Source organism: Pannonibacter sp. Q-1, from assembly GCF_054073275.1.
Window position 1 is genome coordinate 1 of sequence record NZ_JBSXNB010000008.1, and the last position, 14488, is coordinate 14488.

Consider the following 14488-nt stretch of genomic DNA (forward strand, 5'->3'; position numbering starts at 1 on the left):
CTTCTTAGCAAAACCATCGCTGGTCTCGCCGAAGCGCAAAGTCAACGCCGGCCGCGTTTCCCTTCCTTCAAATCCAAATTGTCAAAGAACTGAACACTTGCGCGTTCACCCCGTTTCCGGGAACCGCAGACAACTAAACCGTTCGCTCTTGCGAGCTCCTCGCGGCTCAGTCGTTTTCGGCTGACCCGACAGCGCTTGGCGCCGTGTTTCCGTGGCGCCGCCGTCGATGGAGCGGTTTATAGCCAGACCCCTCAGAGGAGTCAACACAGATTGTCAAAAAAGATTCACAAGGCAGGAACCCCGCAGAAACGCTCAGGTTCACGCGGGCTGCCCCTGTGATTTGCGCCCCTTTTCCCCACAAGCCGGCTTAAAAAAATGCGGGCCGCCTGAAAAAGATATTCCCGTCCGCCTGCCAGCCCCGCCATCCGGCCACAGGAGACCCGGGAAAGGCGCCTTCACACTGGCTCTGTCCCCCATCTATATATGGGCCAGCCATATTCATGCCTGAAACCGCGCTTATCGACCGCTTCACCCTCAGGTACGGGAACAACAGTGATATGGCAAAGCGCCTGCGCCGTTGACCTTTGCGGCGGCAGGCTGCATTTTCCGTCAGGTTCCGGATGGTTCCGGCCGGCGGAGGTTTCCGTGCAGTGCGTGGCCTTGCAAGGACAATGCGGGGCAGGACGACATGAACAGACAAGGCAACTGATGCATCTGGGCCCCTTTCAGTCTCACGCTCTTCCAGCGGTTGAACTTGGCACCATGCCGCCGCTCGTTGTCTATGACGAGCGGAACGCCTTGCCGGACCGCCGCAAGGTGAGCCTGCGCTGGCTGACCGGGACTGTTCTGACGGGCGTGACGTCGATCGTGTTGATGGGCGGCGCATTGGTAGCAGCCCTTGATGGGCAATACCGCGTTGCCGCCGCGACCGCCCACACGCCCAGCCCTGAAATTCTGAACACCGCTGGCGCCGGGACGAAAGGGGACCGGATCAGCAAGGCCGCAGCCCAGTTCACCAGCAAGCGCATCATTCCGTTGAATGTCGTGACGCGCAGCGGTGATCAGGAACACATCAAGGCCAGACCATATACCTTTGTGAACACCACCCTGACCACCCGGCGCCTCACCGATGTGGAGGGCCGCATCCCGGCCTTCAATCCGCTGCAGATGTTCGCCGATCAGAAGCCGCTGGATGAGCGGACGGTCAGCGATGCGGTCTATTCCGCCAAATCGGAAGGTGAATTCACGCTGGCCCAGAGTGACTTTCCGGTCAACAGCCCGCTGATCGACACGGCCCTCACGCCTTCGGAGACGGAAGTGGAGCGGCAGGTCCGGGTTTCAGCCCAGTTTCTGAGCGAAAGCGGCATCCAGATCGCCTCGCGGACCATCGTTGACCCGGACCGTTTCGACTTCAACCTCGCCCGCCAGCCCGACTTTGCCCGGCTGTCCGTCCGGATCACCCAGGAAAACGTCTCCTTCGTTTCCAAGCAGGCGGGCACAGCCCCGGTGGCCGGCTTTGACGAGCGGATCATTCCGGTCGAGCAGGACATGGCCTTCAAGGACATTCTCCTCGACAATCAGGCATCTGATCCGGAGGCCGAGGCCATTCTGGCCGCCTTCCGCTTTGGCGCAGGCATTGTGGACCTGGCGCCGGGCGACAGGCTGCGTCTGGCGCTTGGCGCCGATCCGGCGGATCCAACAATCCCGCGCGTGGAGCGGGTCAGCATCTATAGCGAGAACCGGCACAAGGCGACCGTCGCCCGCTCCGACAACGGCATCTATGTGACCGCCAATGAGCCGGCCGGAGACCTGCTGGACGCCTTTGCCGAGGCTGACCGCAGCGCCTTCAGCGGCAGCACCGGCGGCCCTTCGGTGTCGCTCTATGAAAGTGTCTATCAGACCGCGCTTGAGCAGCAGATCCCGGAAGACCTGATCAAGGAACTGATCGGCGCCTTCTCCTACGATGTGGATTTCAACGGCCGCGTCCAGCCGGGCGACTCGCTGGAAGTGTTCTATGGCGGCGGCGATGACGAGACTGGCGGGAACGGCGAGATCCTTTATGCCTCGCTGCACACCGGCTCCGCCGAGCGGCGGCTGTACCGCTTCCGCGCCCCGGACGACGGTTCGGTTGACTACTATGACGAGGAAGGCCGCAGCGCGAAGAAATTCCTGATGCGCAAGCCGCTCTCCGGCGGCACCTTCCGCTCGGGCTTCGGCATGCGCCAGCATCCGGTTTACGGCTTTGGCAAGATGCACACGGGCGTTGACTGGTCCGCCCCGCGCGGCACGCCGATCATGGCCTCCGGCAACGGCACCATCATCAAGGCCGGCTGGGAATCCGGCTACGGCAAGCGGGTGGAGCTGCGCCACGCCAATGGCTATGTCACCACCTACAATCACATGAACGACTTCGGCCCCGGCATCAAGGAAGGCGGGCGCGTCACACAGGGCCAGATCATCGGCTATGTGGGCTCCACCGGCCTCTCCACTGGACCGCACCTTCACTATGAGGTGCTGGTGAACAACAACTTCGTCGATCCGATGCGTATCCGCCTGCCGCGCGGCCGGGTGCTGGATGGCGACATGCTGGCGAATTTCGAGCAGGAGCGCACCCGTATCGACGCCCTGCTGGATCGCGGGCAGAAGCCCTCGCGCTTTGCTTCGGCTGCCGCATCACCGGCGGCACGCTGACGCAACAGTCTCGCACAGCCGGACAGCAAGATACAAAGACCCGCCGGAGCGATCCGGCGGGTCCTTTTTTCATGACCTGGCGTTTTCAAGACTGGCGGCGCATCAGGCCGCCGCAGATTCGCCGGACGCCGGACCCGTGGTGAAGATCAGCCGGTCCGTTCCGGCGCTGACCGCCACGTGGTCGCCGTCCTTGACCGTGCCGGAGAGGATTTTCTCTGCCAGCGGGTCCTGCACATCCTTCTGGATCACCCGCTTCAGCGGCCGGGCGCCATAGGCGGCGTCATAGCCCTTCTGCGACAGCCAGCCGATGGCGCTGTCGTCCAGATCCAGCGTGATCTTGCGGTCGGCAAGCAAGGCCCGCAGCCGCTCCAGCTGGATCGAAACGATGGAAGCCATCTGGTTGCGCTGCAGCCGGTGGAAGAGCACGATCTCGTCCAGGCGGTTGAGGAATTCGGGCCGGAAATGGCTGCGCACCACACCCATCACCTCATCGCGTACCTTGTCCGTATCCTCGCCCTCCGGCTGGTTGACCAGATATTCGGCGCCCAGATTCGAGGTCATGATGATCAGCGTGTTGCGGAAGTCCACGGTGCGGCCCTGACCATCGGTCAGGCGGCCGTCATCGAGCACCTGCAGAAGCACGTTGAACACATCCGTATGGGCCTTCTCGATCTCGTCGAAGAGCACGACCTGATAGGGCCGGCGGCGCACCGCCTCCGTCAGGGCCCCGCCCTCCTCATAGCCGACATAGCCCGGAGGCGCGCCGATGAGGCGGGAGACCGAGTGCTTCTCCATGTATTCCGACATGTCGAGGCGGACCATCGCCGTGTCGTCATCGAAGAGGAACGAAGCCAGCGCCTTGGTCAGCTCCGTCTTGCCCACGCCCGTGGGTCCGAGGAACATGAACGAGCCGATCGGCCGGTTCGGATCCTGCAACCCGGCGCGGGCGCGGCGGACGGCGGTGGAAACCGCATGGATCGCCTCGGCCTGGCCGATCACCCGGCCCGCCAGCACGTCTTCCATGCGCAAGAGCTTGTCACGCTCGCCTTCCAGCATCTTGTCGACCGGAATGCCCGTCCACTTGGAGACGACCTGCGCGATGTGGCTGGAGGTCACCGCCTCATCCAGCATCGCTCCCTTGGCACTGGCACCGGCCATATCGGCGAGCTTGCGCTCCAGCTCCGGAATGACGCCATAGGCCAGCTCGCCGGCCCGGGCAAGATTGCCCTGCCGCTGTGCCTTTTCCAGCTCGCTGCGGGCGCCGTCCAGCTGTTCCTTCAGCTTCTGCTCAAGGTTCAGCTTGTCCTTCTCACCCTGCCAGCGCTGGGTCAGCGCATCGGATTCTTCCTCAAGCGACGTCAGTTCCTTCTCGAGCCGGACCAGACGGTCCTGCGCGGCCGGATCGCTCTCCTTCTTCAGCGCCTCACGCTCGATCTTGAGCTGGATGATGCGCCGGTCGAGCTCGTCAAGCTCTTCGGGCTTGGAATCCACCTGCATCCTGAGGCGGCTGGCCGCTTCATCCATCAGGTCGATGGCCTTGTCCGGCAGGAACCGGTCGGTGATGTAGCGGTTCGACAGGGTCGCGGCGGAGACGATGGCCGAATCGGTGATTCGCACACCGTGATGCAGCTCGTATTTCTCCTTGATGCCGCGCAGGATGGAGATGGTGTCCTCCACCGTCGGCTCGCTGACGAAAACCGGCTGGAACCGGCGGGCCAGTGCCGCGTCCTTTTCCACGTGCTTGCGGTACTCGTCGAGCGTGGTCGCACCAACGCAATGCAGCTCGCCACGGGCAAGGGCCGGCTTCAGCAGGTTGGAGGCGTCCATCGCCCCGTCCGCCTTGCCTGCACCGACCAGCGTGTGCATTTCGTCGATGAACAGAATGATGCCCCCCGCCGCCGTCTCGACTTCGGAGAGAACTGCCTTCAGGCGCTCCTCGAACTCGCCGCGGTATTTGGCACCGGCAATCAGCGATCCCATGTCGAGGGCGAGAAGCTGCTTGTCCTTCAGGCTTTCCGGCACATCGCCGTTGACGATGCGCAGGGCAAGGCCCTCGGCAATGGCCGTCTTGCCGACGCCCGGCTCACCGATCAGAACCGGATTGTTCTTGGTGCGGCGGGAGAGAACCTGAATGGTACGGCGGATTTCCTCGTCGCGGCCGATCACCGGATCAAGCTTGCCGTCACGGGCGGCCTGCGTCAGGTCACGGGCATATTTCTTCAGCGCATCATACTGGCTTTCGGCACTGGCAGAGGTGGCCGTGCGGCCCTTGCGCAGGGCATTGATCGCCTGGTTGAGATTGGCCGGGGACACGCCCGCCTTGGCCAGAAGCTTGCCGGCCTCGCTGTCATTGTCCATGGCCAGAGCCAGCAGCATGCGCTCGACGGTGACGAAGCTGTCGCCCGCCTTGTCGGCCACCTTCTCGGCCTGCTCGAAGAAACGCGCCATGGCGGGAGACAGATAAAGCTGCCCCGAACCGCCGGAGACTTTCGGCAGACGGGAAATCGCCTGCTCGACGGCGATGCGGACATCCTGGGACGAGCCGCCCGCGCGGTCGATCAGACCGGCGGCCATGCCTTCCGGATCGTCGATCAGCACCTTGAGCAGATGTTCGGGGAGGAACTGCTGATGCCCCTGCCCCAGCGCAAAGGTCTGCGCAGACTGGATGAAGCCGCGCGCTCGTTCGGTGTATTTTTCCATATTCATTCGCAAAACTCCTTTCCGCCTGACCACCCGTAGCATGGCCGGCGTGCTGGACTGCGGGCCCCATTCGGCAGGCAGCCCCGGCCTTGCGGCCGCAAGCTGCCCCAGCGGGCACCCGCGCCATCACTCGGATGGCAAGGCTCATATAGTGTTGCAAATTGACAACAAAAGGGGGTGTCCGGCAACTCCGGAAGGATCCTGATCCCCGGAGCTTTCGCGGGGCTCACCCGGCGCCGGTAGGCGCAAAGAGAAGATGGGCCGGTAGGCGCAAGAAGAAGATGGGCAGCGGCAAGCGCAAAGAGAAAGGGCGCCCCGGAGACCGGAGCGCCCTTTCGTATCTTTCTGTACCCTGCGGCCTGATCAGGCGTCGCTGGAAGTGGTTTCTTCCACATCCTTGGTGCGGCGCGGACGCGGCGTGCGCCGGGCGCGAGGCTTGGGCTCCTCACCGGCTTCCACCGGAGCGGCAACCTCGGCCGGAGCAGCAGCCTCGGCCGGAGCCGGGGCAGGAGCGGCGGCGGCTTCTTCAGCCGGAGCTTCCTCGCCCTCACGGCGCTGGCCACGGCCACGGGTACCGCGCAGGCGGCGGCGCGGGCGGCCATCCTCACCGTCTTCACCTTCGGCTCCGGGATAAACCGCAGCTTCCGTCTGAACCGGCTCGTCATGGACCGGACGGCTGATATGGCCCCCGTTCAGGCCCGGAACCGGCATGTGCTCGATGAAGGGCTGCGGCTCGTCGGCCGCAACATATTCAACCGGGCGCGGTGCGCGTTCCTGGCGGTCGTCGCGGTCGCGGCGCTCATACCGGTCCTGCCGGTTGTTGCGTTCGGAACGCTCCTGACGCATCGGGCGGTCACCCCGTTCGGGGCGCTCACCACGCTCCTGACGGTCACCCCGGTCCTGACGGTCCCTGTCCTGGCGTTCGCCACGGTCCTGACGCCCGGGACGGTCCTGCCGCTCCATGCGCTCAGGACGCTCGGGCCGCTCCGGCTGGTCTTGACGGTCGGAACGCTCGTTGATCTCGGCGCCGTCGGCACCCTGATCCTCGCCATCCTCCTCGTCATAGCCGTTGTCGAACCGCAGGCCGCCGCTTGCCGCCATGTTGGGCTGAGCCGCCGCAACGATGCGGTAATAGTGCTCGGCATGCTGGAAATAGTTTTCCGACATGATCCGGTCACCGGCTGCCTGTGCGTCGCGGGCCAGCTGCTGGTACTTCTCGGCGATGTGCAGAGCCGTACCCCTGATCTTCACGTCCGGGCCGTTCGATTCAAACGTCCGGGTCAGCGGATTCGGTCCCTTACGGCCCCGGTTGTTCCGCATACGCTGCTTGTTTTGATTTCCTGGTCTCATCCTGCCGTTAACTCTTAAGGAACGGCGGCCGGCAAGGCCGGCCAATCAAAAGCGCGTCTGTATTCCCTGCGCTGGGGTTCCGGCTTTACCCGGCTCCAGTGAAGGGAGCATGACCGGCTGTGAACAATGAACCGCCACGACAGCCTCACCCGGCGAAGGGCAACGCAATCGTCATATTCTGCGACAGACCGACAGTCCGATTAATCAGAAAATGTTCGGTTTCCAAAACGCGTTGCGATCGTTCGGCCCATAATCCCTGCGTGGGCTGGATCGCCGATATGGCGAGAAACTCGCCCCGACCGCGTTATCCCGGCTTCGGCAAAGTGAAACTAGCCGGTTCGCGTCAGATTTCCAAGCCTTTTTTCGAGGATGTCCGCAGTCAACCCGATGCCGGCTTAATGCCCGTCACCACACGGTCATTTCCGCCGAGATCCTGAATGATTTCAAGATCCTGAAATCCGGCCTCGGCCATCAGGCCGCAAACGGCCCCGCCCTGGTCGAAGCCAATCTCGAAGCCGAGCCGCCCGCCGGGGCGCAGCGCAGCGAAGGCTTGCGGCACGATTGCACGGTAAGCAACAAGCCCGTCAGGCCCGCCATCAAGCGCCAGAACCGGGTCATGCTTGCGCACATCTTCATCGAGCCCGGCGATCACATCCGAGGCGATATAGGGCGGATTGCTGACGATCCAGTCGAAGACAGGCGCAAGACTTTCCGCATAACTTGCCTGCGCAAAGCAAAGCCTGTCTTCCAGCCCATGGCGCCTCGCATTGGCCCGTGCCGTCTCCAATGCACCGCGTGACAGATCAATGGCCAGGCCACGTGCCTGCGGCAGCTCGTTGAGCAGGGCCAGAATGATGGCGCCCGTACCCGTGCCGATGTCAGCAATCAGCGGATTGATGAGGCCGCCCGCCCGCGCCAGCATCGCCTCCACCAGAGTTTCAGTGTCGGGACGCGGCTCCAGAGTGTCCGGGGAGAGGGCGAGATCCAGGCCGAAGAACTGCCGCTCGCCCAGAATGCGGCCCACAGGCTCCCGCGCCTCGCGCCGCTGCGCATAGTGGCGGGCCAGCGCAGCCACGGTATCATTCACCGGATCATCACTGCGCAGCACCACATCACCGGGAGACATGCCGGCAGCAGCGGCTACCAGCAAACGGGCATCCAGCTCCGGCGAGGCAAGGCCCGCCTTGCGGAACCTGTCGCGCAGCGCGCGGTAAAGCGCCCCGGGAGTTGGCACATCCCCTGCCTCAGACATGGGGTCAGCCCTCCTCGGCCGCCATCAGCGTTGCCTGATGATCAACGGTCAGCGCTTCCACCAGCTCGTTCAGCGCTTCGCCCGCCAGCACCTGCTCCAGCTTGTAGAGCGTCAGGCCGATGCGGTGATCGGTGACACGGCCTTGCGGGAAATTATAGGTGCGGATGCGCTCCGACCGGTCGCCGGAGCCCACCTGCAGGCGCCGCGCCTCGGAACGCTCGTTCGCTGCCTTGTCGCGCTGCGCATCATAAATGCGGGCGCGCAGCAGCTGCAGGGCTCTCGCCCGGTTCTTGTGCTGGGAGCGTTCGTCCTGCACCGCCACCACAATCCCGGTGGGAAGATGGGTGATGCGCACGGCCGAATCGGTGGTGTTGACATGCTGGCCGCCCGCACCCGAGGCCCGGTAGGTGTCGATCTTCAGGTCCGATTCCTGCACATCCACATCCACCTCTTCGGCCTGCGGCAGCACGGCAACCGTGGCGGCAGAAGTATGAATGCGCCCGCCCGATTCGGTTTCCGGAACGCGCTGCACCCGGTGCACGCCTGATTCGAACTTGAGCCGGGCAAACACATTCTCGCCCGTGACGGAGGCGATCACTTCCTTGAAGCCGCCCGCCTCGCCTTCGCTGGCCGACAGCACCTCCACCTTCCAGCCCTGCAGCGCGGCATAGCGCTGGTACATGCGGAACAGGTCACCGGCAAAAAGCGCCGCTTCATCCCCGCCCGTTCCGGCCCGCACTTCCAGAATGGCGTCATTCTTGTCGGCGCTGTCCTTGGGCAGAAGGCCGATGCGCACGGCCTGCGTCAGCTCCTCCACCTTCTGCGTCAGCTCATCGCGCTCCAGCTCGGCGAGGTCCCGCATCTCGCGGTCGCTGCCCGCCTCGGCGATCAGCACCTCGGCCCCGGCCAGATCTTCTTCCGCCTTGCGCAGGGCCTGCACGGCGCGCACCAGCGGCTCCAGCTCGGCATATTCGCGCGACAAACGCACATATTCCCCCGCATCCGGACCGCAGGACATGCGGTGTTCGAGTTCGGCAAAGCGGTTCAGCAGTGTGTCGAGTTTTGCTTGCGCCAGCATGAGCGCATGTCTCCAGAGCCACGGGAGAAAGGGCCCTCCCGGCAGTAAACAGGATGAACGGCAGGCGCGGCGCTACAGCGCCACGTCCTGCTCTTCGGCAAAGCGCCGCAGGAAGGCACGGATTTCGTGATCCGGATGGCCATGATCAAGGCGCGGCAGCAAGCGTGCCGACAGGCGGCCCGCATCAAGGCTGCGCAGCATCGCCTTCACCGGGCCCAGCGAGGCCGGCGACATGGACAGGGACCGGTAGCCGATCCCGATCAGGGCCATGGCCTCCAGTGGCTTGCCGGCGATCTCCCCGCAGAGCGTCACCGGCACATGGTGCCGCCCGGCCACATCCACGATCTGCTTCAGCGCCCGCAGGAAGCCGGGGCCGAGCGTGTCATAGCGGTCGGCAACGCGCGTGTTCCCCCGGTCGACGGCGCAGAAGAACTGGAACAGGTCGTTGGAGCCAATGGAGGCAAAGTCCACCGCCTGGAACAGTTCTTCCAGCTGGAACAGCAGCGACGGCACCTCGATCATCACGCCGAGGCGGATGGAATCGGGCACGTCATGGCCATGGCGGCGGGCGTGTTTCAGCTCGCGCTCCACCAGTTCCTTCGCCCGGTGGAACTCGGAGACTTCCGAGACCATCGGGAACATGAGCTTCAGCTCGCGGCCTGCAGCTGCGCGCAGCAGCGCACGCACCTGGGTGCGCAACAGGCCCGGCCGGTCAAGGCCAAGGCGCAAGGCCCGCCAGCCCATGGCCGGGTTCTCTTCCTGGATCGAGCGCAGATAGGGCAGCACCTTGTCGCCGCCGATATCGAGCGAGCGGAAAGTGACAGGCTTGCCATCCGCCGCATCCAGCACCTGCGTGTACTGGGCCTGCTGATCGGACAGGCGCGGGAAGGACGAAGCCACCATGAACTGCAGTTCGGTGCGGAACAGGCCAACCCCCACCGCCCCCGATTCGGTCAGATGCGGCAGATCGACCAAGAGGCCAGCATTCATCTGCAGCGCGATTTCCACCCCGTCCTTGGTGACGGAGGGCTTGTTGCGCAACCGGCGGAACTGAGCCTGACGGCGGGCGCGGAAGCGCACCTTTTCCGCATAGGCATCCTGCACGTCCGACGCGGGGCGCAGATGCACCTCGCCGGTGCCGCCATCAACGATGATGGCATCGCCCGCATCCGCAAGGCTGACGATATCCTGCACCTGGCCGACAGCGGGAATGCCGAGGGCCCTCGCCACGATGGTGACGTGGCTGGTCGGACCGCCCTCCTCCAGCACCACACCGCGAATCCGGTCGCGGTCATAGTCGAGAAGTTCGGCGGCGCCCATGTTGCGGGCAACGATGATGGCATCCTGCGGCAGGCTGCCGGTGCCGCCGCCATGCTGGCGGCCCATGAGTTCTCGGATCAGCCGGTGTGCCAGATCGTCGAGATCATGCAGGCGCTCGCGCAGATAAGGATCGGTCTGGCGCAGCATGCGGGCGCGCATGTCGCTCTGCACCTTTTCCACGGCGGCTTCCGCCGTCAGGCCGTTGCGGATCGCCTCTTCGATCTTGCGGATCCAGCCCCGGTCATAGGCGAACATACGATAGGCTTCGAGCACATCCCTGTGCTCACCCGTCTGCGCAAAGTCACCGGAGGCCAGCAGGCTGTCGATGGACAGGCGCAACCGGTCGATCGCGCCTTCAAGGCGGCCCGTCTCGTGGTCGGTATCCTCGGCAATGAGGTTGGTGACGACGACGCGCGGCTCGTGCAGTACCACGTGGCCGAGCCCCACACCCTCCGCCAGCCCGACGGCCGAAAAGCGGAAGGGACGGGAGAGATCCAGCCCCGTGCCCGGCTTGGCGATGGCTTCCAGTTCGCCGGCGGCGACCATTTCCGCGATGACCATCGCGGTGGTCTGCAGCGCCTCGACCTCGTCCTCGTAATAGGTGCGGTGCGACTTGTTCTGCACCACCAGAACGCCGAGCGTGCGCCCGGCGCGCAGGACCGGCACACCCAGGAAGGAGTTATAGGCCTCTTCACCGGTCTCCGGCAGATAGGCGAAGGCGGGATGCGCCCGCGCATTGGGAAGATTGAGCGGCCGCGCTTCGGCAGCGATCAGGCCGACAAGGCCCTGCCCGACGCGCAGCGACGCCTGGTGCACGGCCTCGCGGTTGAGGCCTTCGGTGGCATAAAGCTCCAGAACGCCGTCAGCGCGCAGAATATAGACGGAGCAGACCTCGGCGACCACATTCGCCGCGATCAGGACCACGATCTTGTCGAGCCGCTCCTGCGCGTTGATCGGCTCCGCCATGACTTCGCGAAGCCTGCGGAGCAACAGGCGCGGACCGGCCAGGTTGCTGCGCATGGGTCAGCTCCGTTCCTGTCGGCGCGGGCAGGCAGACACGTTCATCGCATCTGCCCGGCCCAGGCTGGTTATTACCCGTCCAAACCGTATAGCGAATGGAGAGTCCGGACCGCAAGTTCCGTGTAGGCGGAATCGATCAGCACCGAGATCTTGATTTCGGAGGTGGTGATCGCACGGATGTTGATGCCCTTCTCCGCAAGGCCGCGGAAACACTCGGCTGCAACGCCCGCGTGCGAGCGCATGCCGATGCCGATCACCGACACCTTCACCACATCGCGGGCGCCTTCCAGAGCACCGAAACCGAGTTCGGCGCGCCTGGCTTCCAGCGTGCTCATGGCCCGGTCGTATTCTGATTCGGGCACGGTGAAGGTGATGTCCGTCGTCTTGCCGTCCGGCGAGATGTTCTGGACGATCATGTCCACGTTGATGTTGGCGTCGGCCAGCGGGCCGAACACGGCACCGGCAACACCCGGCTTGTCGGGCACGTTGCGGATGGAGATCTGGGCTTCGTCCTTGGCAAAGGCGATGCCGGTCACGACTTGCTGTTCCACGAGTTCGTCCTCGTCGCAGATGAGAGTTCCGGGGGGAAGACCGTCCTTGCCCTCCTGCGGGGCATCGGGATCGTCAAAGCTTGAACGCACGAAGGTGCGCACGCCATGCACCATGGCCATTTCGACTGAGCGCACCTGCAGCACCTTGGCGCCGAGCGAAGCCATTTCGAGCATTTCCTCGAAGGCGACGCGGTCAAGGCGGCGGGCTTTCGGCACGATGCGCGGATCGGTGGTGTAGACCCCGTCCACGTCCGTGTAGATGTCGCAGCGGTCGGCCTGAATGGCAGCGGCAATGGCCACGGCCGAAGTGTCGGAGCCGCCGCGGCCGAGCGTGGAGATGCGGTTGTCCGGGGCAATGCCCTGGAAACCGGCAACCACGGCCACCTGGCCCTGTTTCAGCCGCTCCACCATGAAGGCGCCGTCAATGCCCGCAATGCGGGCCGCGCCATGCGAGCCATCGGTCCGGATCGGGATCTGCCAGCCCTGCCAGGACCGGGCATTGACGCCCATTTCCTGCAGCACGATGGCCAGAAGCCCCGAGGTAACCTGCTCGCCGGAGGCGACAACGGCATCATATTCGCGCGCGTCATGCATGGGAGCGGCTTCACGGCACCAGGCGACCAGCTGATTGGTCTGCCCGGCCATCGCCGATACGACGACGGCAACTTCATGGCCGGCGTCAACTTCCCGTTTCACATGGCGGGCAACATTGCGAATGCGTTCGATATTCGCGACGGACGTGCCGCCGAACTTCATAACCAGTCGGGCCATCGTGGTTTTTGTCTTCCCGTCGAGAGCCATATGGGCGCGAGCGCGCCCGGCGGATCGGCCGCAATCCATACAGCCACAACGCCGCATCTGCAACAGGGAGCCTTGACAAAGCGGCCCTGACGCGAAAGGTCACACCTCAGAGCGCAAGCCCCGCGCAAGACCTCATCCGGGAAGGACAGTCATGAGCACCGAGACCACGAGGGACCAGGCCGCAACCGGCAGCACCGTCGATGAGCGGGAAGTGGCCCGTTTTTCCGCCATGGCCGCCGAATGGTGGGACCCGGCCGGCAAGTTCAAGCCGCTGCACAAGTTCAATCCGGTGCGCCTCGCCTATATCAAGGAACAGGTCTGCGCCCGCTTCGGCCGCGACCCGAAGGCCAGTGACGCCTTCAAGGGCCTGCGCTTCCTCGACATCGGCTGCGGCGGCGGGCTCTTGAGCGAGCCCATGGCCCGTCTTGGCGCCGAAGTGGTCGGCGCCGACCCCTCGACGGTCAATATCGAGATTGCGAAGCTCCACGCAGCCCAGTCCGGCCTTGCCATCGACTACCGCGCCTCGACCGCCGAGGAACTGGCGGCAGCGGGCGAGACCTTTGACGTGGTGCTGAACATGGAAGTGGTGGAGCACGTCGCCGATGTGCCGCTGTTCCTCACCGAAGTGTCGCGCATGGTCCGCCCCGGCGGGCTGATGTTCGTGGCCACCATCAACCGCACCCTCAAGGCCTATGCGCTGGCCATCGTCGGCGCCGAATATGTGCTGCGCTGGCTGCCGAAAGGCACCCACTCCTACGAAAAGCTGGTCCGCCCGGAGGAAATCGAGCGCCCGGTGACCGCCGCTGGCCTCACGGTGACCGACCGCTGCGGCGTCACCTTCAACCCGCTCACCGACAGCTGGAACCGCTCGCGCGACATGGACGTGAACTACATGCTGCTCGCCAGCCGCTGAAGCAGCCACCCGGGACAGAGAAACGGCCAGATCAGGAAAACGGAATAGTGTCACGTGACGCTATTCCGTTTTCACCAAAAGCGTCACGCCTCTATTCTGCAGGCCATTCAGACATTTACCCGAGCACAGCCTGTCATGACGCCGGACCTGATCGCCGCCTTTATTCTTTACGCCTTCGTCTCCTCCATCACGCCGGGGCCGAACAACACCATGCTGCTGGCCTCGGGTGTAAACTTCGGCCTCAGGGCCTCCCTGCCGCATATTCTGGGCATCAATATCGGCTTCTCGATTCTGGTGCTGTCCTGCGGGTTGGGCATAGGCGCACTCTTCGAACTGTGGCCCGCCCTCCATGACGTGCTGAAATATGCCGGTGCGCTTTACATGGCCTGGCTCGCCTGGAAGATCGCCCGCTCCGGCGCGCCGCAGACTGCGGGCGCCAAGCCGAAGCCTTTCACATTCCTGCAGGCGGCGGCCTTCCAGTGGGTCAACCCGAAGGCCTGGATCATGGCCATCGGCGCCATCGCTGCCTACACACCCGCAGATGGCTTCTTCACCAACGTGCTGATCATCACCCTGCTCTACAGCCTCACTGGCGGCCCCAGTTCTCTCGCCTGGGCGGCGGCGGGCACGCTGCTGCGCGGTTTCCTGGCGAACCCGAAGCGGCTGCAGGTCTTCAACATCGCCATGGCGCTGCTGCTTCTGGCATCGCTTTATCCGGTCATGATCGATGCCGCGCAGGGCATTGGCCTGATGCTGCACTGACATCCTGCCTGTCTCCGAAACAGTCTTCCCAAGCAGGAATTTTTCCGGCA

Annotated in this window: 9 protein-coding genes; 3 read left to right on the forward strand and 6 right to left on the reverse strand. The window is 64.4% G+C overall.

The features are described 5' to 3' along the window. The first annotated feature begins 762 nt into the window (after nt 1-762). Nucleotides 763-2691, forward strand: a complete 1929-nt coding sequence (locus tag ACVNHC_RS19920; RefSeq protein WP_208982819.1) for a M23 family metallopeptidase — start codon at nt 763-765, stop codon at nt 2689-2691. A gap of 102 nt (nt 2692-2793) precedes the next feature. Here the strand turns inward: ACVNHC_RS19920 and clpB are convergent, their stop codons facing one another. The 6 genes from clpB to ACVNHC_RS19950 form a co-directional block, all read right to left on the reverse strand. Beyond that, complete coding sequence (clpB, locus tag ACVNHC_RS19925; protein WP_457168999.1) at nt 2794-5397, reverse strand: ATP-dependent chaperone ClpB; 2604 nt, start codon at nt 5395-5397, stop codon at nt 2794-2796. Nucleotides 5398-5754: 357 nt separating this feature from the next. Continuing rightward, the gene (locus ACVNHC_RS19930; RefSeq protein ID WP_457169001.1) at nt 5755-6741 is read right to left on the reverse strand and encodes a DUF4167 domain-containing protein; all 987 of its coding nucleotides are present in this window, start codon (nt 6739-6741) and stop codon (nt 5755-5757) included. A gap of 379 nt (nt 6742-7120) precedes the next feature. Next, nucleotides 7121-7993, reverse strand: a complete 873-nt coding sequence (gene prmC, locus ACVNHC_RS19935) for a peptide chain release factor N(5)-glutamine methyltransferase (RefSeq protein ID WP_457169003.1) — start codon at nt 7991-7993, stop codon at nt 7121-7123. A 4-nt stretch (nt 7994-7997) separates the two neighbouring features. Continuing rightward, nucleotides 7998-9071, reverse strand: a complete 1074-nt coding sequence (gene prfA, locus ACVNHC_RS19940; protein WP_094463839.1) for a peptide chain release factor 1 — start codon at nt 9069-9071, stop codon at nt 7998-8000. A 72-nt stretch (nt 9072-9143) separates the two neighbouring features. Next, nucleotides 9144-11411 (reverse strand): phosphoenolpyruvate--protein phosphotransferase, encoded by a 2268-nt coding sequence (ptsP, locus tag ACVNHC_RS19945; protein ID WP_058898650.1) that lies wholly within the window; start codon nt 11409-11411, stop codon nt 9144-9146. 71 nt (nt 11412-11482) lie between these two features. Beyond that, a complete protein-coding gene (locus tag ACVNHC_RS19950; RefSeq protein WP_058898649.1) occupies nt 11483-12733 on the reverse strand; it encodes an aspartate kinase in 1251 nt (416 codons plus the stop codon). A gap of 181 nt (nt 12734-12914) precedes the next feature. Between ACVNHC_RS19950 and ubiG the strand changes: the two genes are divergently transcribed. Both ubiG and ACVNHC_RS19960 read left to right on the forward strand, forming a co-directional pair. Further along, the gene (ubiG, locus tag ACVNHC_RS19955) at nt 12915-13676 is read left to right on the forward strand and encodes a bifunctional 2-polyprenyl-6-hydroxyphenol methylase/3-demethylubiquinol 3-O-methyltransferase UbiG (protein WP_058898648.1); all 762 of its coding nucleotides are present in this window, start codon (nt 12915-12917) and stop codon (nt 13674-13676) included. Nucleotides 13677-13811: 135 nt separating this feature from the next. After that, nucleotides 13812-14438 (forward strand): LysE family translocator, encoded by a 627-nt coding sequence (locus tag ACVNHC_RS19960; protein ID WP_050475144.1) that lies wholly within the window; start codon nt 13812-13814, stop codon nt 14436-14438. The last annotated feature ends 50 nt before the right edge of the window (nt 14439-14488 follow it).

Excerpts from the sequence above, each read along its gene's own strand:
- ACVNHC_RS19930 (WP_457169001.1), bottom strand. The coding sequence starts at position 6,741 with ATGAGACCAGGAAATCAAAACAAGCAGCGTATGCGGAACAACCGGGGC.
- ACVNHC_RS19950 (WP_058898649.1), bottom strand. The coding sequence starts at position 12,733 with ATGGCCCGACTGGTTATGAAGTTCGGCGGCACGTCCGTCGCGAATATC.
- ptsP (WP_058898650.1), bottom strand. The coding sequence starts at position 11,411 with ATGCGCAGCAACCTGGCCGGTCCGCGCCTGTTGCTCCGCAGGCTTCGC.
- prfA (WP_094463839.1), bottom strand. The coding sequence starts at position 9,071 with ATGCTGGCGCAAGCAAAACTCGACACACTGCTGAACCGCTTTGCCGAA.
- ubiG (WP_058898648.1), top strand. The coding sequence starts at position 12,915 with ATGAGCACCGAGACCACGAGGGACCAGGCCGCAACCGGCAGCACCGTC.
- ACVNHC_RS19920 (WP_208982819.1), top strand. The coding sequence starts at position 763 with ATGCCGCCGCTCGTTGTCTATGACGAGCGGAACGCCTTGCCGGACCGC.
- clpB (WP_457168999.1), bottom strand. The coding sequence starts at position 5,397 with ATGAATATGGAAAAATACACCGAACGAGCGCGCGGCTTCATCCAGTCT.
- ACVNHC_RS19960 (WP_050475144.1), top strand. The coding sequence starts at position 13,812 with ATGACGCCGGACCTGATCGCCGCCTTTATTCTTTACGCCTTCGTCTCC.
- prmC (WP_457169003.1), bottom strand. The coding sequence starts at position 7,993 with ATGTCTGAGGCAGGGGATGTGCCAACTCCCGGGGCGCTTTACCGCGCG.